Annotated in this window: 25 protein-coding genes, 2 tRNA genes and 1 other RNA gene; 11 read left to right on the top strand and 17 right to left on the bottom strand. The window is 67.8% G+C overall.

Annotated elements, in window-relative coordinates:
* Window positions 1-3: 3 nt before the first annotated feature.
* A complete protein-coding gene (gene hutH / locus AB8M46_RS35070) occupies window positions 4-1,530 on the bottom strand; it encodes a histidine ammonia-lyase (RefSeq protein ID WP_394362973.1) in 1,527 nt (508 codons plus the stop codon).
* A gap of 372 nt (window positions 1,531-1,902) precedes the next feature.
* On the opposite strand from hutH, the gene AB8M46_RS35065 reads away from it, so the two are divergent.
* A complete protein-coding gene (locus AB8M46_RS35065; RefSeq protein ID WP_037345972.1) occupies window positions 1,903-2,688 on the top strand; it encodes an IclR family transcriptional regulator in 786 nt (261 codons plus the stop codon).
* Here AB8M46_RS35065 and AB8M46_RS35060 read toward each other — a convergent pair.
* The 4 genes from AB8M46_RS35060 to ssrA all read right to left on the bottom strand — a co-directional run bounded on the left by AB8M46_RS35060 (window position 2,676) and on the right by ssrA (window position 4,761).
* Window positions 2,676-2,891, bottom strand: coding sequence for a hypothetical protein (locus tag AB8M46_RS35060; RefSeq protein ID WP_037345970.1), 216 nt, complete (start codon window positions 2,889-2,891; stop codon window positions 2,676-2,678). The two genes, AB8M46_RS35065 and AB8M46_RS35060, sit on opposite strands and share 13 nt — an antisense overlap.
* 149 nt (window positions 2,892-3,040) lie before the next feature.
* Window positions 3,041-3,607: an SRPBCC family protein gene (locus AB8M46_RS35055; protein ID WP_378422982.1), complete on the bottom strand. Its 567-nt coding sequence runs from the start codon at window positions 3,605-3,607 to the stop codon at window positions 3,041-3,043.
* Window positions 3,604-4,245: a TetR/AcrR family transcriptional regulator gene (locus AB8M46_RS35050; RefSeq protein WP_378422980.1), complete on the bottom strand. Its 642-nt coding sequence runs from the start codon at window positions 4,243-4,245 to the stop codon at window positions 3,604-3,606. The genes AB8M46_RS35055 and AB8M46_RS35050 overlap by 4 nt, the downstream gene beginning before the upstream one ends.
* A gap of 143 nt (window positions 4,246-4,388) precedes the next feature.
* Window positions 4,389-4,761: a transfer-messenger RNA gene (gene ssrA / locus AB8M46_RS35045) on the bottom strand.
* Window positions 4,762-4,916: 155 nt separating this feature from the next.
* Here ssrA and AB8M46_RS35040 point away from each other — a divergent pair.
* From AB8M46_RS35040 to AB8M46_RS35020, 5 genes are all read left to right on the top strand, one after another.
* Window positions 4,917-5,594: a sensor domain-containing protein gene (locus AB8M46_RS35040; protein WP_037345966.1), complete on the top strand. Its 678-nt coding sequence runs from the start codon at window positions 4,917-4,919 to the stop codon at window positions 5,592-5,594.
* The gene (locus tag AB8M46_RS35035) at window positions 5,591-6,730 is read left to right on the top strand and encodes a sensor histidine kinase (protein ID WP_394362972.1); all 1,140 of its coding nucleotides are present in this window, start codon (window positions 5,591-5,593) and stop codon (window positions 6,728-6,730) included. Before AB8M46_RS35040 ends, AB8M46_RS35035 begins: the two co-directional genes overlap by 4 nt.
* Before the next feature lie 52 nt (window positions 6,731-6,782).
* Window positions 6,783-7,424 carry a response regulator transcription factor gene (locus AB8M46_RS35030; protein WP_038518748.1) on the top strand — a complete coding sequence of 214 codons (642 nt, stop codon included), beginning with the start codon at window positions 6,783-6,785 and terminating at the stop codon, window positions 7,422-7,424.
* Window positions 7,425-7,506: 82 nt separating this feature from the next.
* Window positions 7,507-7,740 (top strand): hypothetical protein, encoded by a 234-nt coding sequence (locus tag AB8M46_RS35025; RefSeq protein ID WP_038518749.1) that lies wholly within the window; start codon window positions 7,507-7,509, stop codon window positions 7,738-7,740.
* Between the two features lie 94 nt (window positions 7,741-7,834).
* Window positions 7,835-9,160, top strand: a complete 1,326-nt coding sequence (locus AB8M46_RS35020; RefSeq protein ID WP_037345957.1) for an acyltransferase — start codon at window positions 7,835-7,837, stop codon at window positions 9,158-9,160.
* On the opposite strand, the gene AB8M46_RS35015 is transcribed toward AB8M46_RS35020, so the two are convergent.
* The 8 genes from AB8M46_RS35015 to AB8M46_RS34980 form a co-directional block, all read right to left on the bottom strand.
* Window positions 9,150-10,046: an amidohydrolase family protein gene (locus tag AB8M46_RS35015; protein ID WP_394362971.1), complete on the bottom strand. Its 897-nt coding sequence runs from the start codon at window positions 10,044-10,046 to the stop codon at window positions 9,150-9,152. The two genes, AB8M46_RS35020 and AB8M46_RS35015, sit on opposite strands and share 11 nt — an antisense overlap.
* Window positions 10,043-10,525 carry an SsrA-binding protein SmpB gene (gene smpB, locus AB8M46_RS35010; RefSeq protein WP_037345953.1) on the bottom strand — a complete coding sequence of 161 codons (483 nt, stop codon included), beginning with the start codon at window positions 10,523-10,525 and terminating at the stop codon, window positions 10,043-10,045. The genes AB8M46_RS35015 and smpB overlap by 4 nt, the downstream gene beginning before the upstream one ends.
* 52 nt (window positions 10,526-10,577) lie before the next feature.
* Window positions 10,578-11,471, bottom strand: coding sequence for a permease-like cell division protein FtsX (gene ftsX, locus AB8M46_RS35005; protein WP_037345952.1), 894 nt, complete (start codon window positions 11,469-11,471; stop codon window positions 10,578-10,580).
* Window positions 11,472-11,522: 51 nt separating this feature from the next.
* Window positions 11,523-12,212 carry a cell division ATP-binding protein FtsE gene (gene ftsE / locus AB8M46_RS35000; protein WP_005168409.1) on the bottom strand — a complete coding sequence of 230 codons (690 nt, stop codon included), beginning with the start codon at window positions 12,210-12,212 and terminating at the stop codon, window positions 11,523-11,525.
* A 135-nt stretch (window positions 12,213-12,347) separates the two neighbouring features.
* A complete protein-coding gene (prfB, locus tag AB8M46_RS34995) occupies window positions 12,348-13,451 on the bottom strand; it encodes a peptide chain release factor 2 (protein WP_037345950.1) in 1,104 nt (367 codons plus the stop codon).
* 66 nt (window positions 13,452-13,517) lie between these two features.
* Window positions 13,518-14,018, bottom strand: a complete 501-nt coding sequence (locus AB8M46_RS34990; protein ID WP_016331641.1) for a PadR family transcriptional regulator — start codon at window positions 14,016-14,018, stop codon at window positions 13,518-13,520.
* Window positions 14,019-14,297: 279 nt separating this feature from the next.
* A tRNA-Met gene (locus tag AB8M46_RS34985) sits at window positions 14,298-14,371 on the bottom strand.
* A gap of 83 nt (window positions 14,372-14,454) precedes the next feature.
* Entirely contained in the window at window positions 14,455-15,048 is a 594-nt protein-coding gene (locus AB8M46_RS34980; protein ID WP_350592231.1) for a TetR/AcrR family transcriptional regulator C-terminal domain-containing protein, read from the bottom strand.
* A gap of 92 nt (window positions 15,049-15,140) precedes the next feature.
* On the opposite strand from AB8M46_RS34980, the gene AB8M46_RS34975 reads away from it, so the two are divergent.
* Entirely contained in the window at window positions 15,141-16,592 is a 1,452-nt protein-coding gene (locus tag AB8M46_RS34975) for an FAD-dependent monooxygenase (RefSeq protein WP_394362970.1), read from the top strand.
* 198 nt (window positions 16,593-16,790) lie between these two features.
* Here the strand turns inward: AB8M46_RS34975 and AB8M46_RS34970 are convergent.
* Together AB8M46_RS34970 and AB8M46_RS34965 are read right to left on the bottom strand one after the other, a co-directional pair.
* Window positions 16,791-16,864 (bottom strand) — tRNA-Met (locus AB8M46_RS34970).
* Between the two features lie 67 nt (window positions 16,865-16,931).
* Window positions 16,932-19,925, bottom strand: a complete 2,994-nt coding sequence (locus AB8M46_RS34965) for a UPF0182 family protein (protein WP_037345941.1) — start codon at window positions 19,923-19,925, stop codon at window positions 16,932-16,934.
* Window positions 19,926-20,081: 156 nt separating this feature from the next.
* Between AB8M46_RS34965 and AB8M46_RS34960 the strand changes: the two genes are divergently transcribed.
* On the top strand, window positions 20,082-20,630 hold the full coding sequence (locus AB8M46_RS34960; RefSeq protein WP_037345940.1) for a PPA1309 family protein: 549 nt from the start codon (window positions 20,082-20,084) through the stop codon (window positions 20,628-20,630).
* A gap of 88 nt (window positions 20,631-20,718) precedes the next feature.
* Here AB8M46_RS34960 and AB8M46_RS34955 read toward each other — a convergent pair whose 3' ends face one another.
* Window positions 20,719-21,723 (bottom strand): PDZ domain-containing protein, encoded by a 1,005-nt coding sequence (locus AB8M46_RS34955; protein ID WP_199755109.1) that lies wholly within the window; start codon window positions 21,721-21,723, stop codon window positions 20,719-20,721.
* Window positions 21,724-21,926: 203 nt separating this feature from the next.
* Between AB8M46_RS34955 and AB8M46_RS34950 the strand changes: the two genes are divergently transcribed.
* Window positions 21,927-23,276: a zinc-dependent metalloprotease gene (locus AB8M46_RS34950; protein ID WP_394362969.1), complete on the top strand. Its 1,350-nt coding sequence runs from the start codon at window positions 21,927-21,929 to the stop codon at window positions 23,274-23,276.
* Between the two features lie 6 nt (window positions 23,277-23,282).
* Here AB8M46_RS34950 and AB8M46_RS34945 read toward each other — a convergent pair whose 3' ends face one another.
* Window positions 23,283-23,846: a M48 family metallopeptidase gene (locus AB8M46_RS34945; protein ID WP_016331633.1), complete on the bottom strand. Its 564-nt coding sequence runs from the start codon at window positions 23,844-23,846 to the stop codon at window positions 23,283-23,285.
* A 163-nt stretch (window positions 23,847-24,009) separates the two neighbouring features.
* Between AB8M46_RS34945 and AB8M46_RS34940 the strand changes: the two genes are divergently transcribed.
* A complete protein-coding gene (locus AB8M46_RS34940; protein ID WP_037345937.1) occupies window positions 24,010-25,044 on the top strand; it encodes a hypothetical protein in 1,035 nt (344 codons plus the stop codon).
* A gap of 77 nt (window positions 25,045-25,121) precedes the next feature.
* Window positions 25,122-26,462, top strand: coding sequence for an ABC1 kinase family protein (locus AB8M46_RS34935; protein ID WP_394362968.1), 1,341 nt, complete (start codon window positions 25,122-25,124; stop codon window positions 26,460-26,462).
* The last annotated feature ends 25 nt before the right edge of the window (window positions 26,463-26,487 follow it).

Here is a 26,487-nt window from a genome sequence, read left to right as displayed (position 1 = left end):
GGCTCAGACCTCCAGTTGGGCCGCGGCGAGGACGGCACCCGACGCGACGAGTTCTTCGGCGGCGGCGATCTCCGGCGCCAGATGACGGTCGGGGCCGGGGCCCTCGACCTTGGTGCGGACGAGATCCCGGACCCGGCCGGTGACCGGCGACGGGACCAGGGGCGCGCGCATGTCGAGGGCGCGCGCGGCGGTGAGCAGTTCGATGGCGAGGACGGTGTTGAGGCCCTCGACGGCCTTGCGCAGCTTGCGGGCGGCGGACCAGCCCATGGAGACGTGGTCCTCCTGCATGGCGCTGCTCGGGATCGAGTCGACCGACGCCGGCACCGCGAGCCGCTTGAGCTCGCTGACCACGGCCGCCTGCGTGTACTGGGCGATCATGTGGCCGGAATCGACGCCGGCGTCGAACGCGAGGAACGGCGGCAGGCCGTGCGAACGGGCCTTGTCGAGCATGCGGTCCGTGCGGCGCTCGGCGATGCTCGCGACGTCCGCGAGCGGGATGGCGAGGAAGTCGAGCACGTACGCGACCGGGGCGCCGTGGAAGTTGCCGTTGGACTCGACGCGACCGTCGGACAACACGACCGGGTTGTCGACCGCGGACTGGAGCTCACGCCCGGCGACGAGTTCGGCGTGCGTGAGGCTGTCCCGCGCGCCGCCGTGCACCTGGGGCGCGCAGCGAAGCGAGTACGCGTCCTGGACGCGGTTGCAGTCCGGGCCGCGGTGGCTCTCGACGATCTTCGAATCCTGCAGCGCCGTCCACATACGTAGCGCGCTCCTCGCTTGCCCGGGGTGCGGGCGCAGCGCCTGGAGATCGGCCGCGAAGGCGCGGTCGGTGCCGAGGAGCGCTTCGACGCTCATCGCTGCGGTGATGTCGGCGGTATCGAGCAGCTTGCGCAGATCGGCGGCGGCGAGCAGGAGCATGCCGAGCATGCCGTCGGTCCCGTTGGTGAGGGCGAGGCCCTCCTTCTCCGCGAGAACGACCGGCTCGATCCCGGCGTGCTTCAGCGCTACGGCGGCCTGGACGACTTCGCCGTTGTACTCGACTTCGCCCTCCCCCATCAGAGCGAGCGCGACAGCGGCGAGGGGCGCGAGGTCGCCGGAGCAGCCGAGGCTGCCGTACTCGTGAACGAGCGGGGTGATCCCGGCGTTGAGCATGGCCGCAAGCGCTTGCGCGGTCTGCGGACGGATGCCGGTGTACCCGCTGGCGAGGGTGCGGAGGCGCAGCAACATCAGCGCGCGGACGACCTCGGTCTCCACGACCGGCCCCGCGCCGGCCGCGTGCGACCGGATCAGCGACTGCTGGAGCGCGGTGCGGCTCTCGAGCGGGATGTGCCTGGTGGCAAGCGCCCCGAAGCCCGTCGAAACGCCGTACGTCGGCGTCTCGGCGTGCGCGAGGTCGTCGATGTGCTGACGCGTCGCGGCAAGGTTCTTCTCGGCCGCTTCGCTGACCGCGACGGGCGAGTGGTCACGGGCGACCGCGACGACCTGTTCGGGCCGAAGCGGTTCGGACCCGAGAAGTACGGTTTCCGGCATGGCCCCATTGGACAACGCCATGCCCGCTGGTGGGCGGCGCCAACCGGTGGTTGTGTCTGGTATCCAAGACACGCACGGTGGGAGCAAGGGACCTTTGCTACCACGGGTCGCCGCCAGGCAGGGGGCGTGTGGATATAGAGACGTTGAGTGTCCCTATATCCACACACCTCCTACCCCGCGTAGCGACGACTACCGACTGTGTGGATTTTGGTGCGTCGGACGACCCGAAATCCACACAGTCACCGCTCCCACCTGCGAAAAGGGAGCAAGGGACCTTTGCTACCACTCGTCTCGACATTGAGAGAAGTGGTAGCAAAGGTCCCTTGCTCCCCCGCCGCACGCAACAGCCGCACGAACCGAAGGAGGCCGGCCATGGGCGAGAGCAGCGAAGTACCAGCCTTACGCCGCGGCCTCGGCATCCTCCGCGCCCTCGCCGCGCGGCCCGGCCCGGTGTCCGCGGCCGCGATCGCGCGCGAACTCGGCCTCCCGCGCTCGACGACGTATCACCTGCTCGCCGAACTCGAAGCCGCCGGTTTCGTGACGCACCTGCCCGCCGAGCGCCGCTACGGCCTCGGCATCGCCGCGTTCGAACTCGGCTCGGCCTACCTGCGGCACGACCCGCTGGAACGACTAGCGGTCCCGCTGCTGCGCAAACTCGCCGACCGCGTCGGCCACACCGCACATCTCGGCGTGCTGCACGGCAACGAGTCGCTCTACCTGGTCAAAGAACGCCCCACCCGCCCGGAAACCTTGGTGACCGAGGTCGGCGTCCGGCTCCCGGGCCAGCTCACGGCGTCGGGCAGGGCGATCCTGCGGCATCTCCCGTCGCCGCATGTGCGGGCGCTCTTCCCGGCCGCGTCGGCGTTCGTCCTGCGCACCGGTCGCGGCCCGCGCACCCTCGCCGAACTGCGCCGCACGCTGAACGCGGAGGGCAGGCTCGGCTGGGCGGTCGAAGACGGTCACGTCACCGAAGGATTCGCCTCGGTGGCCTGCCCGGTTTTCGACCACGGCGGCCGGCCGATGGCCGCGATCAGCGTGACCCTCCGCCACCTCTGCCCAGGGGCCGGGGGATGCGAGGAGACTTGGCCCGATCTCGCCGAAGAGGTCCGTCTGACCGCGGCCGAATTGACCACCCGGATCGGGGGTCAGGTGCGCTGAGCGTGCTTCTTCTGGACTCCCTCGAGTCCGAGCATCGCCAGCAGTTCCGCGCAGTCGATGGCATCCGAGGCGTGCCCTGCGACGGTTCGAGCTGCTCTGCCGTTCTGCAGGGTGAGGCGGACTTCTTCCTCCGCGCGCACACCTGCCATCCGGCTCTGGTCTTCAGCGGGGTCGGGACGACTGGAATGCCTGGCCCAGGTCATCTGCCACCTTCTTCCGGCCCTCCGGCGACACGGGGTCGTTTCGAAAGAGAGCCATGGTCGGACACACAGCATGACACTTCACCGGAACAAGATCGCCATTGCGGGTGAATCGAGATGAAATCGACCCTGCTTCAGCTACTCTCCGTGATTCAACTGGGGAGAGCCGTCGCCCGCTGAGCCAGCGCCCGGTTCAGCGCCTCGAACTGCGGCAACGTGTCGGCCCGCAGGCTGCTCACCACGAACGGCACCAGCGCACCGGTGAACCGCTCGCTCTGCACCAGCAGGGTTCGGCCGGGGCCGAGCGGACGCAGTTCGAACCGGTGCTCGCCGTCGAAGATCAGTCCGGGCCCGATCCGCCCGAGCCAGCGCAGTTCCCGTTCCGGTGTCACCGCGAGCACGGTCGGGGTGAACGTGGTGTCGCCGGTCTTGTCGCGCAGGACATTGCGCAGGGTGGCTCCCTCCTTGAGCGTGCCACCGTCCGAGGTCACCTCCGCCGAGATGACGAACGGGTTCCACGCCGGATAGGCGCGGAGATCGGTGAGCACCCGCCACACCTTGTCCGCCGGGGCGTCGATCTCGATCGAGGAGGTCAGGTCGACCGGGCGCAGGTTGCTCCAGGTGACATAGCCGGCCAGCACGGCGAGCACGATCCCGCCGACGAGCGCGATCCGGCGACGGCGGGACATCCGGACTCTTGACGAAGACGTGGTGGTCATGACGTGGTCCTTTTCACGGGAAGGGCTGGGGAGATTCCACTGAGCGCGGTACCGACCAACGTGCGCACATACGCCGGTCCGATCGGATTTCCGGTGATCAGCAGCCGGTAATAGAGCGCCCCGGCGAGCTGATCGAACAGCGCCTCCGGGTCGACGTCCTGCGGCAGGTCGCCGCGCTCACGCGCCCGGTGGATGAGGCTGATCGGCAGGGTGTTGCGGCGCGCGAAGAGTTGCCCCACCGCGGCGCCGATGTCCGGATGCCGGGCGGCGGCAGCGGCGATCTCGGCGACCAGCCCGGCGGACCGGTCGCTCGCCTCTTTGGACCTGGCGGCCTTGCGCATCCGGTTCAGTCCGGCGGCGATCTCGGTGAGGTAGCCGACCAGGTCCGCGCGCAGATCGCCGGTGTCGACCACCGGCACCTCGTCCTGCATCTTGGCCACCACCGCCACGATCACGTGGTCTTTGGTCGGCCAACGCCGGTACAGCGTGGTCTTGGCGACCCCGGCCATCGCGGCGACCGTGTCGATGGAGAACCGGTCGTATCCGTTCTCCAGCAACACTTCCAGTGCGGCGTCGAGAATCCGCCCATCGGCCTGCTCGTCCCTCGGCCGCCCCCGGCGCTTCTCCTCGGCTGACATCGCACTCCTTTTCGCTACGGCCGTTTCGTAAATGAACCCTAGCGGTCCCCGAAGTGATTACGCAACTGCTGTAGCGAAACTCGGCTCAGGCCCACATAGAAGAAGCGGCCCCACCCCTGAGGGGTAGGGCCGCTTCGGCGAAACGGTGGAGGTGCCGGGAATTGAACCCGGGTCCTCTGGCGAATCATCAGGGCTTCTCCGTGCGCAGTCCGCTATGTCTCTACTTGGCCCCTTCAGTCACGCGAACAAGCTGAAGTGACGAGCCCAGCCACTGTTTGTTTCCCAATCACACCCCGTAGCCGAGTGTGACGGTAAGCCTCCTAGCTGATGCCGGTGACCGGGTCGGAGGCGACCCCGGACCGACAGAGTTGCTCTACTGCTTAGGCAGCAAGAGCGAACTCGCGCTGGCTCTTAGGCTCGGCGCTTATTGGTTTGCGATGACGCTTACGGTGGTCTCTCGCCTGCACCGGCACGCTTCTCCTGATTCAACGTCCAAAGTCGAAACCGTTCACCCCCTTGGTGGGACACAACCTGTACATCATAACGCGGGCGGCAACCGGGTTAATCCCGCAGGTGGGGCTAGCCCTACCTGGGAGATGCCCGCGAGCACCATGTCAGCGGACGTCCCCGGGCGCGATGCTTGACTCCTCGAACAGGAGAGGAGCACGACCATGAGTTCGCTGGCGGCCGAGCGGGAGCTGAGCAGGTCCGATCCGTCGTTCGGCGGCTCGCTGGTCTACCTGCTGATGAACCTGCCGATGGGCGTACTGGCCTTCGCGCTCCTGACGTCCTTCATCTCGGCGGGCGTCGGCACGGCGGTCGTCTGGATCGGGTTGCCGATCCTCGCCCTGGTGATCCTCACGGTCCGCGGCGCGGCCCGGATGGAGCGCGCCAGGGTGTACGCGCTGCTCGACCGCTACATCGACCTGCCGTACCTCCCGCTGCCCGTCGCCGGCCAGTCCGTGCGCTGGAAGGCGCGCCTGAAGGACGGCTCGACGTGGCGCGACCTCGGCTACTTCTTCCTGCTCTTCCCGCTCGGGATCATCGAGTTCGTCCTGGTCACGGTGTTCTGGTCGACCAGTCTCGGCCTCGCCGGGCTGCCGATCTACTACCGCTTCCTGCCCGGCGGCGAGTACCGCTTCCCGACCTGGGAGAACGCGTGGTTCACCGTCGATTCGACGGTCTCGGCGCTGCCTTGGGCGGCGCTCGGAGTGCTCTGCGTCGCGCTCTCGGTAGCGTTGACGAAGGCGCTGGCCGGGATGCATGCCCGGCTGGCGACGGCGTTGCTCGGGCCGACCTACGCCCAGCGTCGCCGTCTGGAAGATTCTTGGGGCGAGGTTCACGGATGACGATCGACCAGCAGGTACAGCAGGTGGGGATCCCGCGGCCGCGGCCGATGCGAACGATCGCCTACATGTTCGTCAGCTTCTTCTTCCGGCTGCTCCAGTTCATCCTCGTCGTCGTCGGGCTGGCGGTCGGCATCGCGACCGCGGTGGTGTGGATCGGCTTCCCGATCCTGATGGCCACGACCAGCTTCATCCGCTGGTCCGCCGACCGGGAGCGGGGCTGGGCGCGGACGATGCTCGAAACCCCGCTGGAGCCGGTCGAGCGGCTCCCCCTCGAAGGACTTTCGCTGGTCAAGCGCTGGCTGACCCGCCTGACCGACGCGACGACCTGGCGCGACCTCGCCTACCTCATGGCGGCGTTCCCCCTGGCCTGCCTGGAGCTGCCGATCGCGATCGCGTCGGTCGTGCTGCTGCCGATGGCGATCTGGGTGACCCCGTGGGTCGGGTGGCTGCACGGCAACCTGGCGTACTCGCTGCTCGGCCCGAACCGCGCCGCGAAACTGGAGCAGAAGGCCGAGCGCCTGCAGGCGTCGCGGGCTCGCGGTGTCGACGCCGCCGAGGCCGAACGCCGACGCATCGAGCGTGACCTGCACGACGGCGCCCAGCAGCGGCTGGTCGCCGTCGCGATGAGCCTCGGCCGCGCGAAGTCGAAGTTCGACCAGGACCCGAACGCCGTGCGCGAGCTGATCGACGAAGCCCATCTCGACGCCAAGCTCGCGGTGTCGGAACTGCGCGACCTCGCCCGCGGGATCTACCCGGCCGTCCTCGGCGACCGCGGTCTCGACGCCGCCTTGTCCGCGCAGGCCGCGAAATCGCCGATCCACGTCGACGTCGAGGTGGACGTCGAGCCGCGACCGCCTGCCGCGGTCGAGACGACGGCGTACTTCATCGTCGGCGAGACGCTGACCAACATCGCGAAGCACTCGGGCGCTACCGAAGCGGGCGTGAAGGTGTGGCGCACCGAGTCGATGGTCGTCGTCGAGATCACCGACAACGGGCACGGCGGCGCCGAAGTCCGGCCGGGTGGCGGCCTCGCCGGGCTCGCCGACCGCGCGGCCACGATCGACGGCGTGATCACCGTCGTCAGCCCGCCCGGCGGCCCGACGGTGATTCGCGCGGACCTGCCGTGCCAATGGTGACCCGCTCGTGAGTGAATAGGCTCTGCCATTCACTCACGACGCTGGGGGCAGCATGCGGGTTGTCATCGCCGAAGACGCGGTTCTGTTGCGTGCGGGGGTGATCCGACTGCTCGCCGACGAGGACATCGAGACGGTCGCCGCCGTGGACAACGGCGACGACCTGCTGGTCGCGGTCAAGGAGCATCGGCCGGACCTCGCGATCGTCGATGTCCGCATGCCGCCCACCTTCACCGACGAGGGCCTGCGTGCGGCGCTGGGCGCCCGTGAGGCCGTTCCCGGTCTTCCGGTCCTCGTGCTTTCCCAGTACGTCGAAGAGAGCTACGCCGTCGAGCTGCTGTCCGGTGGCGCGGGCGGAGTCGGTTACCTGCTCAAGGAACGCGTCGCCGACGTCGGGGACTTCCTCGACGCGGTCAAGCGGGTCGCCGGCGGCGGCACGGCCATCGATCCGGACGTCATCGCGCAGCTCATGGCTCGGGGCCGCAAGAACCCGCTCGACGCGCTCACCGCCCGCGAGTCCGAGGTGCTGGGGTTGATGGCGCAGGGCCTGTCGAACACCGCGATCGCGAACTCGCTCGTCGTCTCGCACGGCGCGGTCGAGAAGCACATCGGCAACATCTTCTCGAAACTCGGGCTCGAAGCGAGTTCGGTGGAGCACCGCCGGGTCCGCGCGGTGCTCACTTATTTAGGACGCTGAAGTAGCTCTTGGTGGCGAAGCGGTCACTCACCTAACATGGGCAGACTGTTGGTGGGGAAACGAGCCGAGCCGAGGAGGCCCCATGACCGACCGGACCTCCCGCAGCGTCCGCTTCTTCGGCGGGCCGCTCGACGGCCGCGTCCAAGAGCTCGGTGACACGGAGCCGATCGTGGGCACCGTCCTCAAACACGTCCATCTCCACGACGGGCCCAAAATCGAAACCCGGTACGAACTCGGCCGCGCCGAAGACGACTGCTGGGAGTTCCGGCTGTGCGCCGCCCCGCTTCCGGAGCCCGAGACCGACGGCGTGGGGTAGGGAAAACTCCACCTTCCGGGGGCGAAAACCCCGAAGATCGATACGGCGGCCCGCACCACTGTTTTCGCGGCCCCGAAGCACCAGGCTCTTTTCCATGCACACAAGCGGGAAACAGGGCCGCGACAGGTTCCTGGACATCGTCCGAGCGGTCGCGATCCTCGCGGTCGTCGTCCAGCACTGGGGAATGCCGGTGCTCTCCTACGCCGACGGCCATCTCTCGACCGGGAACGCCCTCGCGACGCCCGGCTGGTGGATCATCACCTGGCTCAGCCAGGTCATGCCGCTCGTCTTCTTCGCCGGCGGCGCGGCGAACCTGATCTCGTTGAGCCGGGCGGAAAGTTCCCGTTCCTGGCTCGCGGCGCGCCTCAAGCGGCTGATGATCCCGGTGCTGCCGCTGGTGGCCGTCTGGCTGTTCGTCCCGGACATCCTGCGCGGTATGGGCGTTCCGGAGCAGCCGTTGCAGGTCGGCGGCGCGATCGCCGCCCAGTTGCTGTGGTTCCTCGCCGTGTACGTGCTCACCGTGCTGCTCACCCCGATGCTCGCCGCGGCCCATCGCCGCTGGGGCCTGAAGGTCCCGCTCGTGATGCTCGCCGCCGCCGTGCTCGTGGACGTCGCCCGCTTCAACGACCTCGGCCTGATCGGGTTCGCGAACGCCGTCTTCGTCTGGATGGCCGTGCACCAGCTCGGTTTCCACTACACGCAGGGACGTCTCGGGTCGCTGAGCCGCAACGCCGCGCTGGGCATGTCCGCAGCCGGTTTCGGCATCACCGCGCTGATGGTCGCCTTCGGCCCGTACCCGGCGAGCATGATCGGCATGCCGGGCGCCCCGGTGTCGAACATGAGCCCGCCGACCGTGCTGCTGGCCTTCCTCGCGATCGGCCAGATCGGACTCCTGCTGGCCTTCAAGCCCCAGCTGAACGCCTTGGCCGCCCGGCCGAACCTCGACGCCGCGCTGAAGTGGATCGGCCCGCGGTTCATGAGCGTCTACCTGTGGCACATGCCGGCGCTGATCGTCGTCTCCGGTGTCGCGGTCTACGGCCTCGGTTACGAAACCCCCGAACCGGGTTCCGTGCTGTGGCTGACGATGCTCCCGGCCTGGCTCGGTGCCTGCGGGCTCGTGCTCCTCGGCCTGCTGCGGATGTTCGCCCGCTTCGAGTCGCAGGGTTCCGGCCCCGCGTCGACCGCGCACACACCTCAGCTCGTCGTGGCCGGGCTGGCGATCGCCGGGGGCCTGCTCGGCCTCGCCGCGCACGGTTTCGCCCCGCTGAGCGACGGTCTGGCGCAGGGCCCGGCGCCGTGGGTGGCGCTGGCGACGGGTGGATTCCTGCTGGCGGGCAAGCAGATCCCGGTCTCGGAGCTGGGGACGCGGCTGCTCGGCCGCGCCGTCTCGGTCACCGAGGTGGCCCAGCTCAAACGCTGAGCAGTTTCGCGGGGGTGTCGTGCAGCACCGCCCGCAGGAACGGCTCACCCAGGCGATCGTCGGCGGCCCAGCCGGCGATCGCCTGCAGCTGTGTGGCGTACGAGTACGGGATGTTGGGGAAATCGGTGCCGAGCACGACGCGATCCGGGAACTCTGCCAGCAGGTCCTGCCAGTCCGGCGGAAGCGGATTGCCGCGCAGGGTGAACTCCACCCCGACCATCGTGGTGTCGAGGTACACGCGCGGATACTTCCCGGCCAGCTCGAAGGCGAAGTCGATCTCGGGCATTCCGGCGTGTGCGAGCACCAGCGTCAGGCTGGGATGCCGCACCAGGATCTCTTCGAACAACCGTAGCCCGGTGTAGGCACCCCTCAACGGACCGTGTCCACAGTGGACGACCACGGGAACGCCCGCGTCCGTCAGCGCTCCCCAGACGCCGTCGAGCAGCTCGTCACGCGGGTCATAGGCGCCGACCTGGACGTGCGCCTTGAAACACCGGGCGCCCGCGCGCAGCGCACCGTCCACAACGGACAGCGCACCGGGCTCCGGGTAGAACGTGCCGGTCGGCACCGCCTCCGGGACGCGGTCCGCGAACTCCAGCGCCCATGACGTCAGCCATTCGGCCATACCGGGCTTGTGCGGATACACCAGCGGCGCGAACCTGCGCACGCCGAAGGACCGCAGGGTTTCGACGCGCTCTTCTTCGGTGGTGCGGTAATGCACCGGCCAGGCCATGCCGTAGTGCTCCTCGGCCTGGTCGAAATAGGCCCACACCTTGTCCATGACCGGCTTCGGCAGGAAATGCAGGTGAAGGTCCACGAGCCCGTCGATGCCCAGCGCCGAGAGCCAGCCGGGGATCTCGGCGTCCGACGCGGGCCCGTGGATCAATCAGTGTACCGGCCCTTGAGCGCCCGGCCCATGGCCCGGCTGATGGTGCGCTGCGCGTCCCGCTTGGCGATGTCCTGCCGCTTGTCGTAGGACTTCTTGCCCTTCGCCAGCGCGATCTCGACCTTGACCTTGCCGTCCTTGAAGTACATCGACAGCGGGACCAGCGAAAGACCGCTCTCCTTGGTCTTGCCGATGAGCTTCTCGATCTCCTGGCGGTGCAGCAGCAGTTTCCGGGTGCGCCGCGGCGTGTGGTTCGTCCACGTGCCCTGCACGTACTCCGGGATGTGCACGTTGCGGAGCCAGACCTCGCCGTCGTCCACCGTGGCGAACGCGTCGGCCAGCGATGCCCGTCCTTCACGCAGGCTCTTCACCTCGGTACCGACGAGCACGAGACCGGCTTCGTAGGTGTCGAGGATGGAGTAATCGTGGCGAGCCTTGCGGTTCGACACGATCACCTTGTGTCCACGTTCCTTGGGCATAGCGGCGACTCTACGTGAGTTTCTGTGTTCGGGCAGGTGGTTATCGGGGCGGCTAGTGGCGCACGTACAGGCGCAGCGTCACGTAGCCGGTGATCGCCGAAATGACGATCGAGACGGCGAGCAGGATCGGCGCCACCGGGAACAGCAATTCGAGCATGCCGACCGCAGGGAACACGTCACCGGTGAGCACCAAGTCGAGCAACAGCACCTTGGTGAGCACCAGGAAGACGATACCGATGATGGCACCGACCAGGCCGGCGACCACCGCCTCCAGGAGGAACGGCAGCTGCGTGTACCAGCGGGTCGCACCGACCAGCCGCATGATGCCGACCTCGGTGCGCCGGGTGAACGCCGACACCTGGATCGTGTTGGCGATCAGCAGCAGCGCGGCGATGGCCATGATCAGCGCGGCACCGAAGGCGAGGTTCCGCACCCCGTTGAGCGCGTTGAACACGCGGTCCAGCGCCTTCTGCTGGTCGTCGACCTTGGAGACGCCGGGCTTGCCGGTGTACTCCTGGATGATCGCCTGGCTGCGCTCGGGGTTCTTCAGCTTGACGTGCAGCGACGCGGGCAGCGCCTCCGGACCGGTGAGCGCGAGCAGTTCCGGCTGGCTCTCGAACATCTTCTTGAACCGCTCGTAGGACTGCTCGCGGTTCTCGAAGACGACCGACTCGACGCCTTCGTTGCCCTGCAGTTGCTGACGCAGCGTCTGGCAAGCGGACTGCGAGCAGTTCGGGTCACCCGCGCTGATGTCGTTGACCAGATAGACCGAAACCTCGACGTCGGCGAGGAAGTTGGCCTTCATCTTGTCGATCGTGCCGACGGCCAGCAGGCCGAAGCCGAGCATGGCGAGGGAGACCGCGGTGGTGAGGATCATCGCGATGGTCATCGTGACGTTCCGGCGCAAGCCGGTGACTACCTCGCTGAAGACGAAACTGGCGCGCATCGGGGTTGATGTCCCTTGGAAGTCGTGGGTTACGGAGGAGGGCGGGGCCGGTCAGCGGCCGATGCCGTAGACGCCTCGGGCGTCGTCACGGATGACCTTGCCGAGCTGGAGCTCGACGACCCTTCGCCGCATCGAGTCCACGATCGAATGGTCGTGGGTGGCCATCAGCACCGTCGTGCCGGTGCGGTTGATCCGCTCCAGCAGCAACATGATGTCCTGGCTGGTGTCGGGGTCCAGGTTCCCGGTCGGCTCGTCGGCGAGCAGCACGAGCGGGCGGTTCACGAACGCGCGGGCGATCGCGACGCGCTGCTGCTCACCACCGGAGAGTTCGTTGGGGAGACGGTCGGCCTTGCCGTCGAGGCCGACGAGTTCGAGCACCTCGGGCACGACCTTGCGGATCGTGGGGCGCGGCTTGCCGATGACTTCGAGCGCGAAGGCGACGTTCTCGGCGACGGTCTTGTTCGACAGCAGACGGAAGTCCTGGAAGACGCAGCCGATGGTCTGCCGCAGCCGCGGCACCCGGCGACGGGCGAGCTTGGCGACGTCGAAGTTGGAGACCATGACGCGACCCTTGCTCGGCACCTCTTCGCGCAGCAGGAGACGCAGGAAGGTCGACTTCCCGGATCCCGAGGGACCGATCAGGAAGACGAACTCGCCTTTGTCGATCTCGACCGACACCCGCTCAAGGGCGGGACGGGTCGAGGTCTTGTAGACCTTGGAAACCTCTTCGAGCCGGATCACGGTTCGGCATACTACCCATGCCCGCCGTTAAGCCCGGGTAGCCCGGTACCGGCGGCCAAGCGAGCAAGGGACCTTTGCTATCACTCTCTTTCGGAAAGTGGTAGCAAAGGTCCCTTGCTCTCTCACGCAGGGTTGTTACGCGGCTCCGGACTGCTTGCGCCAGCGGATGCCGGCCTCCAGGAAGCCGTCGATCTCGCCGTCGAGCACGGACGACGGGTTGCCGACCTCGAACTCGGTCCGCAGGTCCTTGACCATCTGGTACGGGTGCAGCACGTAGGAGCGCATCTGGTTGCCCCAGCTGGAGCCACCGTCCTTGAGCGCGTCCATCTCGGCGCGCTCCTCCTCCTTCTTCCGCTGCAGCAGCCGCGCCTGGAGGACCTTCATCGCGGCTGCCTTGTTCTGCAGCTGCGACTTTTCGTTCTGACACGAAACGACCACGCCGGTCGGGATGTGTGTGATCCGCACCGCCGAGTCCGTCGTGTTGACGCTCTGGCCGCCGGGCCCGGACGAGCGGTACACGTCGACGCGGATGTCCTTCTCGGGGATGTCGACGTGGTCGACCTCCTCGACCTCGGGCATCACCTCGACGTGCGCGAAGGAGGTCTGGCGACGGCTCTGGTTGTCGAACGGCGAGATGCGCACCAGCCGGTGCGTGCCCTGCTCGACCGAGAGCGTGCCGTAGACGTACGGGGCGCTCACCTTGAAGGTGGCGGACTTGATACCCGCTTCTTCGGCGTAGGAGATGTCGTAGACGTCCGTCGGGTAGTTGTGGCGTTCCGCCCACCGCAGGTACATCCGGAGCAGCATCTCGGCCCAGTCGGCGGCGTCGACACCGCCCGCTTCGGACCGGATGGTGACCACGGCGTTCCGCGGGTCGTATTCACCCGACAGCAGGGTGCGGACCTCGAGCCCGTCGATGTCCTTGGTGAGCGCCGTGAGCTCGGACTCGGACTCGGCCACACTGGCGGAGTCGCCCTCGGCCTCGGCCAGTTCATAGAGAACGCCCAGGTCGTCGAGCCGCTGCCGCAGCTCGGAAATGCGTCGCAGCTCACTTTGCCGGTGGGACAACTGGCTGGTGACCTTCTGCGCCGCTTCGGGGTCGTCCCAGAGGTTCGGGCTGGATGCCTGTTCCTCCAGCTCGGCCACCTGGGCACGCAGCGCATCCAGGTCCATCACCGACTCGATCTGCGTCAGCTTGCCGGCCAGGTCCTTCAGTGCCGCATCGAACTCATCACTCACGTCGGCCAAGGTTACGGCAAAACCCACGACCGGTTGCGGGGAACCGGCCGTGGGCACCTGTCCGGGTCAGGACTGGGGGATGGAATCCAGCAGTTTCAGTGCGGCTTTGGCCTGCGCCTGAGCGAACTCGGCGACCGCCTTGGCGTACGGGCCGTCGGCGGCCTTGGTGGCGGCCTTGGCCTCGTCGAGCTGCTGCGTGTAGCTCGCGCGGGCCGATTCGAGGAGGGTCGCGCGCTGCTTCACCGTCAACGAACCGGCGTGCACGAGACGGAGGATCAGCGGGCTGCGGAGGTGGTCAGGACCGGCTTCGGAGGACAGCCACGTCTTGAACGCCTTCTTGCCCGCCGCGGTGATGAGGTACTGCTGGCTCGACCGCGGCCCCTGCTTGCCGAGGCGGACGAGGCCCTCCTTCGACAAGGCGGGGAGCTCCCGGTACACCTGGCTGCGAGTCACGCTGAAGAAGGCGCCGAAACGCTCACCCGCCCCCGCGACCAGTTGCCCGCCCGTGGCAGGACCGTCGTGGAGAAGACCGAGCAGTGCGGCGGCTGTTGCATTCAATTCGGACACGTCCTCTACGGTCCCACTTTTCGGAACCTGTGTCCACTGTGGTCAACACATCTGTCCATTGTGGCTAGTGATATGCGCTCATTCGGCCCAACGCACTACGCCTGTCCACAATGGACCGAACACGCTACGCAACCGGCCTTCGCCACGGACAGCGGTACGCGTCCCCCGCCCCGACCAACAACGGGGAGTGATCGCCCCGGAGGGCGCACGGGCGACGGAACCGGAAAACGAAGAAGCGCGGATCTGCGATTTCCGCAGATCCGCGCTTCGTTTTCACAGTAGCGGGGACAGGATTTGAACCTGCGACCTCTGGGTTATGAGCCCAGCGAGCTACCGAGCTGCTCCACCCCGCGTCGTTGTGTTAATAGATTACACGGGGGCGAAACCGGGTTTCAGGCGGGTGCCCTTAACTTCCCAAAGCACCCTTGACCTGCCCTTATGGCGAGACTTTGTCATCCAGCCAGGCGAAGACGCCGTCGAGCACCATGGTCAGCCCGTCACTGAATCTGCCCTCGACGTCCTCGTCGAAGACCCACGCGGTGGGCGTGACGTCGTAGCGCGGGTCCCGCTCGCCCGGAATCGGATAAACGGCCTGTTCTTCGATGGTGAAGCCGACGACGTAGCTGTAAACGGTGAACAACGCTCGTCCAGCCAGGTACGGTTCGAGCCCCGCGTCGACGCGCGCCTGAAGCGGGTTGTCGCCGAGCAAGCCGTCGTCCGTCATGAAGGTCCCGGAGAAGACCTTTGCCCCGTCACGGTAAGCGAGCATCATCCGGCGCATAGCCCGTGACGCCACCTCGAGGGATTCCCGCTCCCCCAGGCCTTCCGGCACCCGGCCCGGCATCGCGTCGGCGTACATCTGCGTCGCCATCTCGTCGAGCAGCTCCTGTTTGTTCTTCACGTGCCAGTACAGCGCCGGCGCTTTGACATCGAGTTCCTGCGCGATCAGGCGGAGCGTCAGCCCGTTGAGCCCGACGTCGTTGAGCAGCCGCAGCCCGGCGCGGACGATGTCCTGCCTGGTCAGACCCACTTCTACCTTCTTCCCAGCGGTAACGCCTTGACAATTTAACGATGTTAAGGGCACTCTGGCCACAGGTCAATTTAACGTTGTTAAGGAGTGGTATGGACAACCTGGGGACGGACGTGGTCGTGGCCGGGGCGGGACCGACCGGGCTGATGCTGGCCAACGAACTCGCGCTCGCCGGCGTCGATGTCGTGGTACTGGAACGGCTTCCCGAGCGCACGGGACTGTCGAAAGCGCTGAACCTGCAACCGCGGACCGCGGAAATACTGGAGCTGCGCGGACTTCTGGACGGCGCCGAAGAGCGTTCGTTCACGACGGTGCAGGACGGACACTTCGCGATGATCCCGGTCGACTACCACTGCTGGGACACTCGATTTCCCTTCCAGATGGGGATTCCACAGGCCCAGGTCGAGGAGTACCTGGAAGAACGGCTTGCCGCGCAAGGGACGAAGGTAGTGCGAGGAGCCGAAGTAATCGATTTCGTTCAGAACAAAGACTCTGTCTCTGTCCGGTACCGAACAGACGGTGGCGAAACCCGGCTGCGTGCGAAGTACCTCGTCGGCTGCGACGGCTCTCGAAGTGTTGTACGCAAAGGACTGAACGTGGACTTTCCCGGTGTGGACGGTCAAGGCTTCGGCGTGGTCGCGGACGTCCTGTTCGACAGAATCCCTGACGGTGCGCAAAAACAGTGGCGAACGATGCGGAACATCGGCGAGCCGACCGGTGCGACCACGTTCAAAGGCTTGATTCCGTTGGGAGAACCGGGTCTCTACCGTTTCGTCTACGGTGACAGGGCCTCGCGCCCCAAGAACATCCGGTCCGCCATCTCGCACGAGGAGGTCCGGCAGGCACTGCTCGACTCGTACGGTGAGACAGCGACGGTGTCGGAAATCCGGTGGGCGTCACAGTTCTCGGACGCCGCGCGACAGGCGGAGCACTACCGCGTCGGACGGGTGCTATTGGCGGGCGACGCTGCGCACATCCATTTCCCGGCAGGCGGCCAGGGGTTGAACCTGGGTGTGCAGGACGCCATGAACCTGGGCTGGAAGCTCGCCGCGAACGTGCGTGGCTGGGCCGGTGACGCCCTGCTGGACACCTACGAGGCCGAACGGCACCCTGTCGGCGCTCAGGTGCTGCACAACGTCGCGGCTCAGCTGGGGCTGACTCCGCGGTCTCACGAGTCTCGCGCGCTTCGCGACCTTTTCGCCGACCTGGTCACGCTGCCTGAGGTGAATCGGCATTTGGGGGGCATGGTCTCCGGTCTCGGGATCCGCTACATGACCTACGGGACGTCGCACCCGGCGCTGGGCTCGCGACTGAATGACCAGGAACTCGACACCGAAGCCGGCCCGATTCGCCCGAGCACGCTCTTTCACGACGGTGGCTTCGTGCTCCTGACGACCACTCCGGCCCACACCGACGCCGCCCGGGCCCAGGCCCGCTCGCCGCGCCTGACCACCCAGCTGGTCACGTCCCTGCCGTGGCCCGCCACCGAAGCCGTCCTGTATCGCCCCGATGGCTACGCCTGCTGGACCGCCCCCACGCGGTAGCAAAGGTCCCCCGCTCCCCCACCTGGTAGCAAAGGTCCCCCGCTACCACCGTCACCCTGGGCACCCCAGGCGACCCACTCACTCCGGGGGTCCAGGGGGCGGAGCCCTCCTGGCGGGGGTCCGGGGGTTCGACCCCCGGGACAAATGCGAAGGAGGCCCGTGTCTGCGCTTTCCGCAGACACGGGCCTCCAACCTCTGTAGCGGGGACAGGATTTGAACCTGCGACCTCTGGGTTATGAGCCCAGCGAGCTACCGAGCTGCTCCACCCCGCGTCGTGACACCTACCTTACGCCTGCGTTTCGAGCAGGCGCAAAGCAGGTGCCCTTTAGGTAAGCGACGTCACCCTCCGGGTTGGCCGGAGGTCGGGGGCGCACCGGACGCCGGCGGGTTGGCCTTGGCCGACTCGTAGGCCTTCGAAGCGGCTTCGAGTGCGGCCAGGGCGGCACCCTGGTCGGCGTAGTTGCCGGATTGCTGGGCGGCGCGGAACTTGACCCAGGCGTCGTGCATGTCGCCCGCGGCCTTGTCGAGCGCCGGGTTGCCGGTGGCAGGCGGCTGCGGCGTCGTGGTGCCCGGAGGCGGGGTGGTCGTTCCGGGTGTGCCTCCGGTCTGCGGCGGCGTGACCCCGGAACCCGTGCCCGGCCCGAAGACCTGATCCAGGGCTTCGTTGAGCGTCGGCGCGAAACCGATCTTGGTGCCGTAGGAGACCAGGACCCGGGCCAGCTGCGGATAGCTCAGCTGGTTCCGCTGCCGGATGTAGACCGGTTCCACGTAGAGGAAGCCGTTCGCGACCGGCAGGGTGATCAGGTTTCCGTACGTGACGGTGACGTTCGGGTTGTTGAACAGGGTCCGGTCCTGCGCGACCCGCGGGTCACTTTGGAATCTGTTCTGGACCTGGACGGGACCGTCCACCTGGGTCGATCCGCTGGCGCCTGTCGGCAGTCTCAGGACGCGCATCTTCCCGTAGTCCTCGGGATCCGAGGACACCGACATCCAGGCCGCCAGGTACTGCCGCTGGAGACCGGTCAGTGAACTGGTGAGCTGGAATCGCGATTTGTTGTCTCCCGGCGCGGTGGCCAGGACGTAGTAGCCGGGCTGGTTCGCGACACCGGAAGCGGACGCGTTCACGCCGCCTTCCTGCGTCGGGTCCTGCGGAACGCTCCAGAAGGCCTGCTGCGCGTAGAACTCCGCCGGGTTGTTCACGTGGTACTTCGAGAGGAGTTCCCGCTGCACCTTGAAGAGGTCTTCGGGGTAGCGGAAGTGAGACCGCAGGTCCGGCGAGATCTCGCTGCTCGGCTTGACCAGGCCGGGGAAGACGTTCTTCCAGGCGTTCAGCACCGGCTCGTTGTCCTCGACCCCGTACAGGGTCACGGTGCCGTCGAACGCGTCGACGGTGGCCTTGACCGAGTTGCGGATGTAGTTGAGCGAGGAGTTCGCCTGGCGGGTGGTGCCGCTGAGCGAGTCGTTGGTCGCCTGGCCGAGCTGGGTCTGCTGGGCGTACGGGAAGTTGTTCATCGTGGTGTAGCCGTCGACGATCCAGATGATCTTGCCGTTGACGACCGCCGGATACGGGTCACCGTCGAGGGTCAGCCACGGGGCGACCTTGGCGACACGATCCCGAGGCTCACGGTTGAACATGATCTTGGATCCGTCGCCGATGGCGTCGGAGAAGAGGATGTTCCGCTCGCCGTATTCGGCGGCGAAGACGAGCCGGTTGAACCAGTTGTCGATCGGCACGCCGCCGGAGCCCTTGTAGATGTAGCCGCGGTCGACGGCGGTGTCGTACTCGCCGGGCGCCTGTCCCGCCTTGCCGCCGACGATCGCGTACGCGGCGTCGGTCGCCAGCTCGCCGTAGTAGATGCGCGGCTCGTCCACCTTGATGCCCGGCTTGTTCGGGTCGGTCGAACCGGCGCCCGTCGGGTTCTGGGTGTCGCTGGTGGTGGCGATCGGGTAACCGCCGTCGGAGTTGGCGTCCTTCAGCGCGCGGTCGATCGTGTTGGCCGGCGCGGCGACGAAGCCGTTTCCGTGCGTGTAGACGAGGTGCTTGTTGATCCAGTTCGTCTGGTTGCCGGTCAGGCCCTCGGTCTTGATCTCCTTGGCCGCGACGATGTAGTCCTGCGTGACCCCGTTGAGGGTGTAGCGGTCGATGTCCAGCTTCGACGGGAAGCCGTAGAAGTTCTCACGGCCGACGCGCTGGGTGAAGGTGTCGCTGAGGATGTTCGGGTCGAGGAGCCGGATGTTCGGGACGGTCCCCTTGTCCGCCTTGATCTCCGCGGAGGTCGCCTCGGACTTTCCGGTGTAGTCCTTGTACTCGACGTTGGTCAGCCCGAACGCCTGGCGGGTCGCGTCCATGTTGCGCTGGATCGACGCGGACTCCTTCTCGTTCGCGTTGGGGCGCACCGAGAACTGGTCGAGCACGGCGGGCCACGCGACGCCGACGAGCACGTTCGACAGGATCAGCAGCACCAGCGCGATCGCGGGAAGCTGCAGGTTGCGCAGGAACGCGCCGGCGAAGAAGGCGACGGCACAGATCACCGAGATGCACAGAAGGATCAGCTTCGCGGGCAGGACCGCGTTCAGGTCGGTGTAGGTCGCACCGACGAAGAGCGGCGCCCCCCTGTCGGAGAGCAGCAGGTTGTAGCGATCGAAGAAGTACTCGACCGCCTTCAGCAGCACGAAGATGCCGATGGTGATCGCGAGCTGGGCACGGGTCGGGCCGGCGAGCTGGCCGCCCTTACCCGCGAGCCGGATGCCACCGAAGATGTAATGGGAGATCAACGCGCCGAAGAACGCGATGACGACGGAGATGAACAGCCAGCCCAGGAGCCAGTTGTAGAACGGCAGGTCGAAGGCGTAGAAGCCGACGTCGTTGCCGAATTCGGGATCGGTCTGCCCGAAGCGCGTGCCGTTCAGGAACAGCTGTACGACCTGCCAGTCGCCCTGCGCGGACGCGCCGGCGATGAGCCCGGTGAGCACCGGGATGCCGATACCGAAAAGCCGGATCCGGCCGACGATCGCCGACCGATAGCGCGCGAGCGGGTCGTCGTTGCCGGAAATCGGCACGAAGACGGGCCTCGACCGGTACGCGATCATCAAACTGATCGCGAGCGAGCCTCCCACCAGGAGCCCGACGGCGAAGAACAAGACGACACGGGTGATCAACACCGTGCTGAAGACCGTCCGGGCGCCGACCTCGCCGAACCACAACCAGTCGACGTAGGTGTCCAGCAGTCTCGCGCCCAGCAGCAGGGCCAGGATGACTACGGCGGCGATGATGAGCAGGATCCGGCTGCGCCGGGACAGCTTCGGCAGGCTCACGGGGGGCCGAGTGGCCACTGCACACGCTCCTGGTTTGGTGAACTTTTCGCAGGGGCGCGCGTACCGCGTGCGGCCCCTGATGCTCTAACTCTACGGATGCCGTCGGAAGTTCCCGGAACCCGCCCAAACCGGACTCGGGACGCCGCCGTCCCGGCCGCCTGGAACGATGTGGCAATGGCACCGAGTGAGCAGCAGGGCGTGGCCGGCCTGGCCCGCGAAGTCGAGGAGTTCGTCGCCTCCGGAGGATGGGATCAGCCGCCGCAGTTGTTCGCGCTGGTCCCGACCGCGGCGCTGCTGGACGAGCAGCCCGAACTGGCCGGACAGCTCGATCCGTCGGCCCCGCTGACGCCGGTCGCGCAGGAGTCGCTACCGGATGGTGACCTGGGTGAGGCGCTCGCTCAGATCGCGTGGCCCGATCTGGTCCTGGGCTGCGCGCTCGCGCAGGAGATCATCGTGCTGCCGCCGGACGCCGAAGCCGAGCTTCCCGTCGTGCCCGAGACCGATGCCGAACGCCTGCGTCAGGCGGCCGCCGACCACCCGCGCCGGACCGAGGCCCGGCTCGTCGCGGCCGTCCTGCGGGATGGCGCCGGAGCCTGCGTCATGCGGCTTCGCGGCGCGGGGAAGGCCGAAGAGCCCGGCGACGTCCCTGTCGACGAGATCATCGAGAACCCGGAGCTGGCGCCCAACCTGCTGGAAGCCCTGAAGGCAACCCTGCTCCCCTGACCAGCGAAAAGAGAGCAAGGGACCTTTGCTACCACCCGGCCCGAAACGCACACCGGGCGATAGCAAAGGTCCCTTGCTCCCCCGGCGGTCAGCAGGAGGCGGTGGGCCGTCCCGCCTTGAGGTTCTCGAGCTGAGTGATCGCCTCGTCCAGCGTCGAAACCTTGATCAGGTTCAGGCCATCGGGCGCGGCGGTCTTCGCCTCGGCGCAGTTGTGCGCGGGCACGAGGAAGTCGGTCGCGCCGGCCTCGCGGGCGCCGACCACCTTGAACGAGATGCCGCCGATCGCGCCGACGACGCCCTTCTCCGAGATCTCGCCCGTTCCGGCGATGTGCCTGCCACCGGCGAGGTCGCCGGGCTCCATCTTGTCGACGATCGCGAGCGCGAACATCAGGCCCGCCGACGGGCCGCCGACGTCTTGCAGCGAGATCTTCACGTCGAAGGGAACGTCCGCGCGGTCCACCGCGGTCAGGCCCATGAAGCCTTCCGGCCCGTCGGGCCGCTGCGCGAGCGTGAGCGGCACAGTGCGTTCGGCCTGCCCATCGGATTTGAAAGTGATCTGGACCGTCTGTCCGGGCTTCGTGCCGTTCAGAGCGGCCCGCACGTCGGTCGCTTCCTTGACCGTCGCCCCGTTGACCACCAGCAGCCGGTCCCCCGGGGCGAGCACCTTGTCCGCGGGGCTGCCGGAGACGATCGTTTTCGCGAGCACCTTCACCGGGAACTTGCGCCGCAGCGCGGCGACCTGGGCGGCGGTCTGCGAGTCCTGCAGCTGCTGGATGTTCTCCTGGCGGACCTGCTCGTTGGTCTCGCCGGGCTTGAAGTACTCCTCGCGCGGCGCCAGCGCGTACCGGCCGCTCGCCCAGAGCCCGAGCGCGTTGAACAGCGTGATGCCGCCATCGCGCAGGGAGACCGTCGTCATCCGCAGCTCGCCGGATGTCTGGAAGATCTCGTGCCCGTTGACCTGGATCACGGACTGCCCGGCGGCGTCCTTGCCGAGCGTGTCATAGGTCGGGCCGGGACTGATCGCCACGTACGGCACCGGGATGAAGAACCCGACCAGCGCGAAGGCGACGAACAGCGCACCGCTGACCAGCAGCGTCCAGCCGCGCCGGGTCAGCCGCCGTTCGGAGCGGTCCTGGTCACCCGCGAAGCCCGAACGGCTCCGCGCTCCTGTGGTCTCCTCCGAGGGCTCTGTCACGCGTGACAGCGTACGGTGACTGTGTTCGCTTCTCGGTGAAGGCCACGCTCATCACTCCACTTGACGAGCTGTGAATCCCGGGACCCGCGTACGGTGGTGCCATGAGCAAACCCCCGTTCGGCTTCGGACCGCCCGATCCCGACAAACGAGGCGAGAACGAGCCGTCGGATTCCGGCGGCCAGCCCTCCGGCGCCGAGGCCTTCAATCAGCTCGGTCAGATGCTCAGCCAGCTGGGCCAGATGCTCAGCCAGGCCGGCAGCTCGACCGGGCCGGTCAACTACGACCTGGCGAAACAGATCGCGTTGCAGAACCTCAGCAGCAGCGGCAGCGGAGACGTCAAGCTCGGCTTCTCGTCGTCCAGTGGCGGTGACTCGAGCACGGCCGTCCGTGACGCCGCCCACCTGGCCGAGCTGTGGCTCGACGCCGCGACGATCCTGCCCGCCGGAGCCACCTCGACCGTCGCATGGTCCGCGCGCACCTGGGTCGAGAAGACCCTGCCGACCTGGCAGCGCCTCTGCGACCCCGTCGCCCAGCAGGTTTCGGGTGCGTGGGTCCAGGCCCTGCCCGAAGAGGCCAAGCAGGCCGCAGGTCCTCTGCTCTCGATGATGGGGCAGATGGGCGGGATGGCCTTCGGCTCCCAGCTCGGCAACGCCTTGGCTCAGTTGGCTTCCGAAGTGCTCACCTCCACAGAGGTCGGCCTTCCGCTGGGCCCAGCGGCCACTTCCGCGCTGTTGCCTGCCAACATCGAGAAGTTCACCGAGGGCCTGGAGCTGCCGACCAGCGAGGTGCTGGTCTTCATCGCCGCACGCGAGGCCGCCCACCAGCGGCTATTCGCCCACGTGCCCTGGCTGCGGCAGCGGCTGCTGGCCACGGTCGAGGAGTTCGCGAACGGCATCTCCGTCGACACGTCGGCGCTCGAACAGCTCGCCGGCCGGATCGACCCGTCGAACCCGGCCAGCATCGAAGAGGCCATGTCCTCCGGCCTGCTCGAGCCGCAGACCTCGCCCGAGCAGAAGGCGGCGCTGAACCGCCTGGAAACCCTGCTCGCACTGGTCGAAGGCTGGGTCGACGTCGTGGTCGCCGAGGCCATCGGCGACCGGCTGCCGGGCGCGGACGCGCTCCGGGAGACGCTGCGCCGCCGCCGGGCCACCGGCGGGCCCGCCGAGCAGACCTTCGCCACCTTGGTCGGGCTCGAGCTCCGCCCCAGGCGGATGCGGGCGGCTTCCTCGTTGTGGAAGCTCGTCGGCGACCAGCACGGCATCGAGAAGCGGGACGGCCTCTGGTCCCACCCCGACCTGATGCCGACCGCCGAAGACCTCGACGAGCCGCTCGACTTCTCCGAACGCCTCGGCGATGGCGAGTCGACGCTCGAAGGCATCGACCCGATCGCCGAGATCGAACGCGCCGAGCGCGAGAAGAACAAGCCCAAGGGCGACGAAGACGAGAACTGAGGCACGTCAGTCCTCCGCCGCGATGCCCCAACCGGCGGCGGAGGACAGGCCCTCCAGGTAGCCGATGGCGCGTTCGGTCTTGGGATAACGGCGAACAAGCTCCCAGAACGCCGCGTTGTGCCCTGGTTCCTTCAAGTGCGCGAGTTCGTGCACGAGGACGTAGTCCAGCACCCATCCCGGCACCCGGCGCAGACGATCGCTGACCCTGATCGTCGCGTCGACCGGCGTGCAGGACGCCCACCTCGTCCTCATCGGCGGCACCCAGCGAACGCTCGCGGGTATCGCCTTCCCGTCCAGATACTTCGCCGAGAGCACGGCGCAGCGCGCCAGCAGCGCCTCGTCGGAGGCCTTCGGCGGCGCGGCCTGCCGCGGGCCCTTGCGCAGCAGCTTGCGCTGCATCTCGGCAACCCAGTGCTTCTCCTCGGCCCGGGTCATCCGGGCAGGGATCAGCACGACGAGGGTGTCCTCGTCCCAGTACGCGGTGACGGTCCGGTGACGGCGTTGGCTACGCCGTACCTCGACCTTGTGTTCGGGAGTGTCCGACGGATTCGTCGTGTCCCGGCCCCTCAACGAGGGCGTCCGTGCTTCGACCACTCGACCACGGTAAGGCCAGTCACCGACAACTCCGAGAGCCGAAAGGTCACAGCCTCCAGTTGTCCACAACGGGGCCAACCTGTGGATAACTCGCGTTCTTTCGGGCGGCGAGGCGGCGGGCGGGTGCGATCCTGCGATCATGAACCTGCGCGAACCTGATCTGCGATCGATCATCCTTCCCGCCTTCCCCGCCCTGCTTCCCGGCCTGGATGTGCTGGAACGCGGGAACGGCGAGATCCAGATCGGCCTCGACCCCGCCCACGCCGTGGTCGTCGCCGGCGTCGCCACCGAGGTGGCCACGGCACTGCGCGACCTGGACGGAAACCGGGCCGCGGACGAAATCGTGCTCGCGCAGAGCGAACACGACGAACAGCTGCGGGACCTGATGACCGACCTGACGGCCCGAGGGCTCGTGACCGACGCGGGGCGATCCGACGGGTATCCGAGACCGAGAACGGAAACAGGGCTCTGGTCGCTACGAGCCCGCCATCATCAGGCGGCCATGACCGCACGCCGCAAGCGCACCGCGGTGGCGATCCACGGCGACGGCAGGCTGGCCGCGGCCCTCGCCGTCCTGCTCGCCAAAGGCGGCGTCGGGCATATCGACGTCCGGGCTTCGGGCGTCGTCGGTGAGGGCGACCTCGGCTCGGGTTACACCGAAGCCGAGATCGGCATGCCACGCCGGGACGCACTGGCCCAGGTGGTGCACCGTGCGGGCACGGACATCGCGACCACCAGGCTCTACTCGGATCGCCACCCGGAACTCGTCCTGCTCACCGACGCCGTCGTACCGGCTCCCGAGCTGGTCGAAGGACTCGTCCGAGACGGGATCAATCACCTGCCGGTACGCGTCCGGGACGGGATCGGCATCGTCGGACCGCTCGTGGTGCCCGGACGCAGCAGTTGCCTGCGCTGCGCCGATCTCCACCGTGCCGGCCGTGACGACTCCTGGCCGAGGGTGGCGAGCCAGCTCGCGGGCCGGGTGCAACAGCCGGACCTCGGCGCCGTCCACGCGTGCGCCGCGCTGGCCGCCGCGCAAGCCCTCCGGCTTCTGTCCCCCGGCGACCAGGCTCCGCCCGCCTGGAACGCGACACTGGAGATCGACTTCTTCGACGGCACGATCCGGCACCGCGACTGGCCGCCGCACACCGGATGCGGATGCGGCGCCCGGTGATACGGCGAGCGATGTAGCCCACACCCACTCCCTCAACAGGCTGCGCGGGCGCGGTGAATCAAGGCAGAATCGCGAAGGTGACCGACTCCCGCAACGCCGAGGACCGTGACGCCGCCATCCCCCGGAACGGGGCCGCGCGAACGGCGAAGCTGGCCAGTATCCCCCTCGGCATAGCGGGACGGGCCGTCGGCGGCTGGGGCAGGCGGCTGACCGGGCAAAGCGCCGAAGAGGTCAACGCGACGCTGTCGGCCAAGGCGGCGGAGCAGCTTTTCGAGGTTCTCGGCACGCTCAAGGGCGGCGCGATGAAGTTCGGCCAGGCGCTGAGCGTCTTCGAGGCCGCGGTGCCGGACGAGATGGCGAAGCCCTATCGCGAGGCCCTGACGAAGCTTCAGGCGGCCGCGCCGCCAATGCCCACCCGGCAGACCCATCGGGTCCTCGCCGAGCAGCTGGGGCGCACTTGGCGGCAGCGCTTCGCCGCCTTCGACGACGAGCCAGCCGCGTCCGCGAGCATCGGCCAGGTCCACCGTGCGACCTGGCACGACGGTCGCGAAGTCGCCGTCAAGGTGCAGTACCCGGGAGCCGACGACGCCTTGCGGAGCGACCTTCGGCAACTCCAGCGTTTCAGCAGGTTGTTCCAGGCCTTCGTGCCGGGAACCGAGGTGAAACCGCTCCTGGCGGAACTCGCCGAACGGATGAACGAAGAGCTCGATTACCAGGCGGAAGCCCAGAACCAGCGCGATTTCGTGAAGGCGTTCGAAGGCGTCCCCGGGTTCCTGATCCCCCGCGTGGTCGCTAGTGCGCCGAAGGTCGTCGTCACGGAGTGGGCCACCGGCATTCCGCTTTCGAAGATCATCGCCAGCGGTGACAAGGAGACGCGGGACCGCGCCGGCCGCCTGCTCACCGAGTTCCACTACTCGTCCCCTGAACGAGCCCGGCTCCTGCATTCGGACCCCCATCCCGGCAACTTCATGCTGACCGCCGACGGCAGGCTGTGCGTGATCGACTTCGGCGGGGTGTCCCGGCTGCCCGAAGGGATTCCGCAGCATCTGGGCGAGATGACCCGGCTGGCGCTCGACGGCGAGTCCACGAAACTGATGCGGCTGCTCAGGGAGTCCGGCTTCATCCGGGCCGACGCGGACCTTCGGGCCGACGACGTACTCGCCTACCTCGCCCCGTTCACCGAACCGCTGGCAGGCGACACGTTCCACTTCACCCGCCGCTGGATGCAGCGACAGGCGGGCCGGGTCGGCGACACCCGCGGCCGGGATTTCCGGATCGGCCGCTCCCTCAACCTCCCGCCCGAGTACCTGATGATCCACCGCGTGACCGCCGGATCGACCGGCATCCTCTGCCAGCTCGACGCCGAGATCCCCGCCCGCGCGATCGTCGAACGCTGGCAGCCGGGCTTCGCGGCCTGAGAAGTTATCCACAGGGAACGGTGCG

Source organism: Amycolatopsis sp. SB7-3, from assembly GCF_041021335.1.
In the GTDB taxonomy this organism is placed as follows: Bacteria; Actinomycetota; Actinomycetes; order Mycobacteriales; family Pseudonocardiaceae; genus Amycolatopsis; species Amycolatopsis japonica.
Note: the sequence above shows the minus strand (reverse complement) of the source record. Positions and strands in the feature narration are given on the sequence as shown.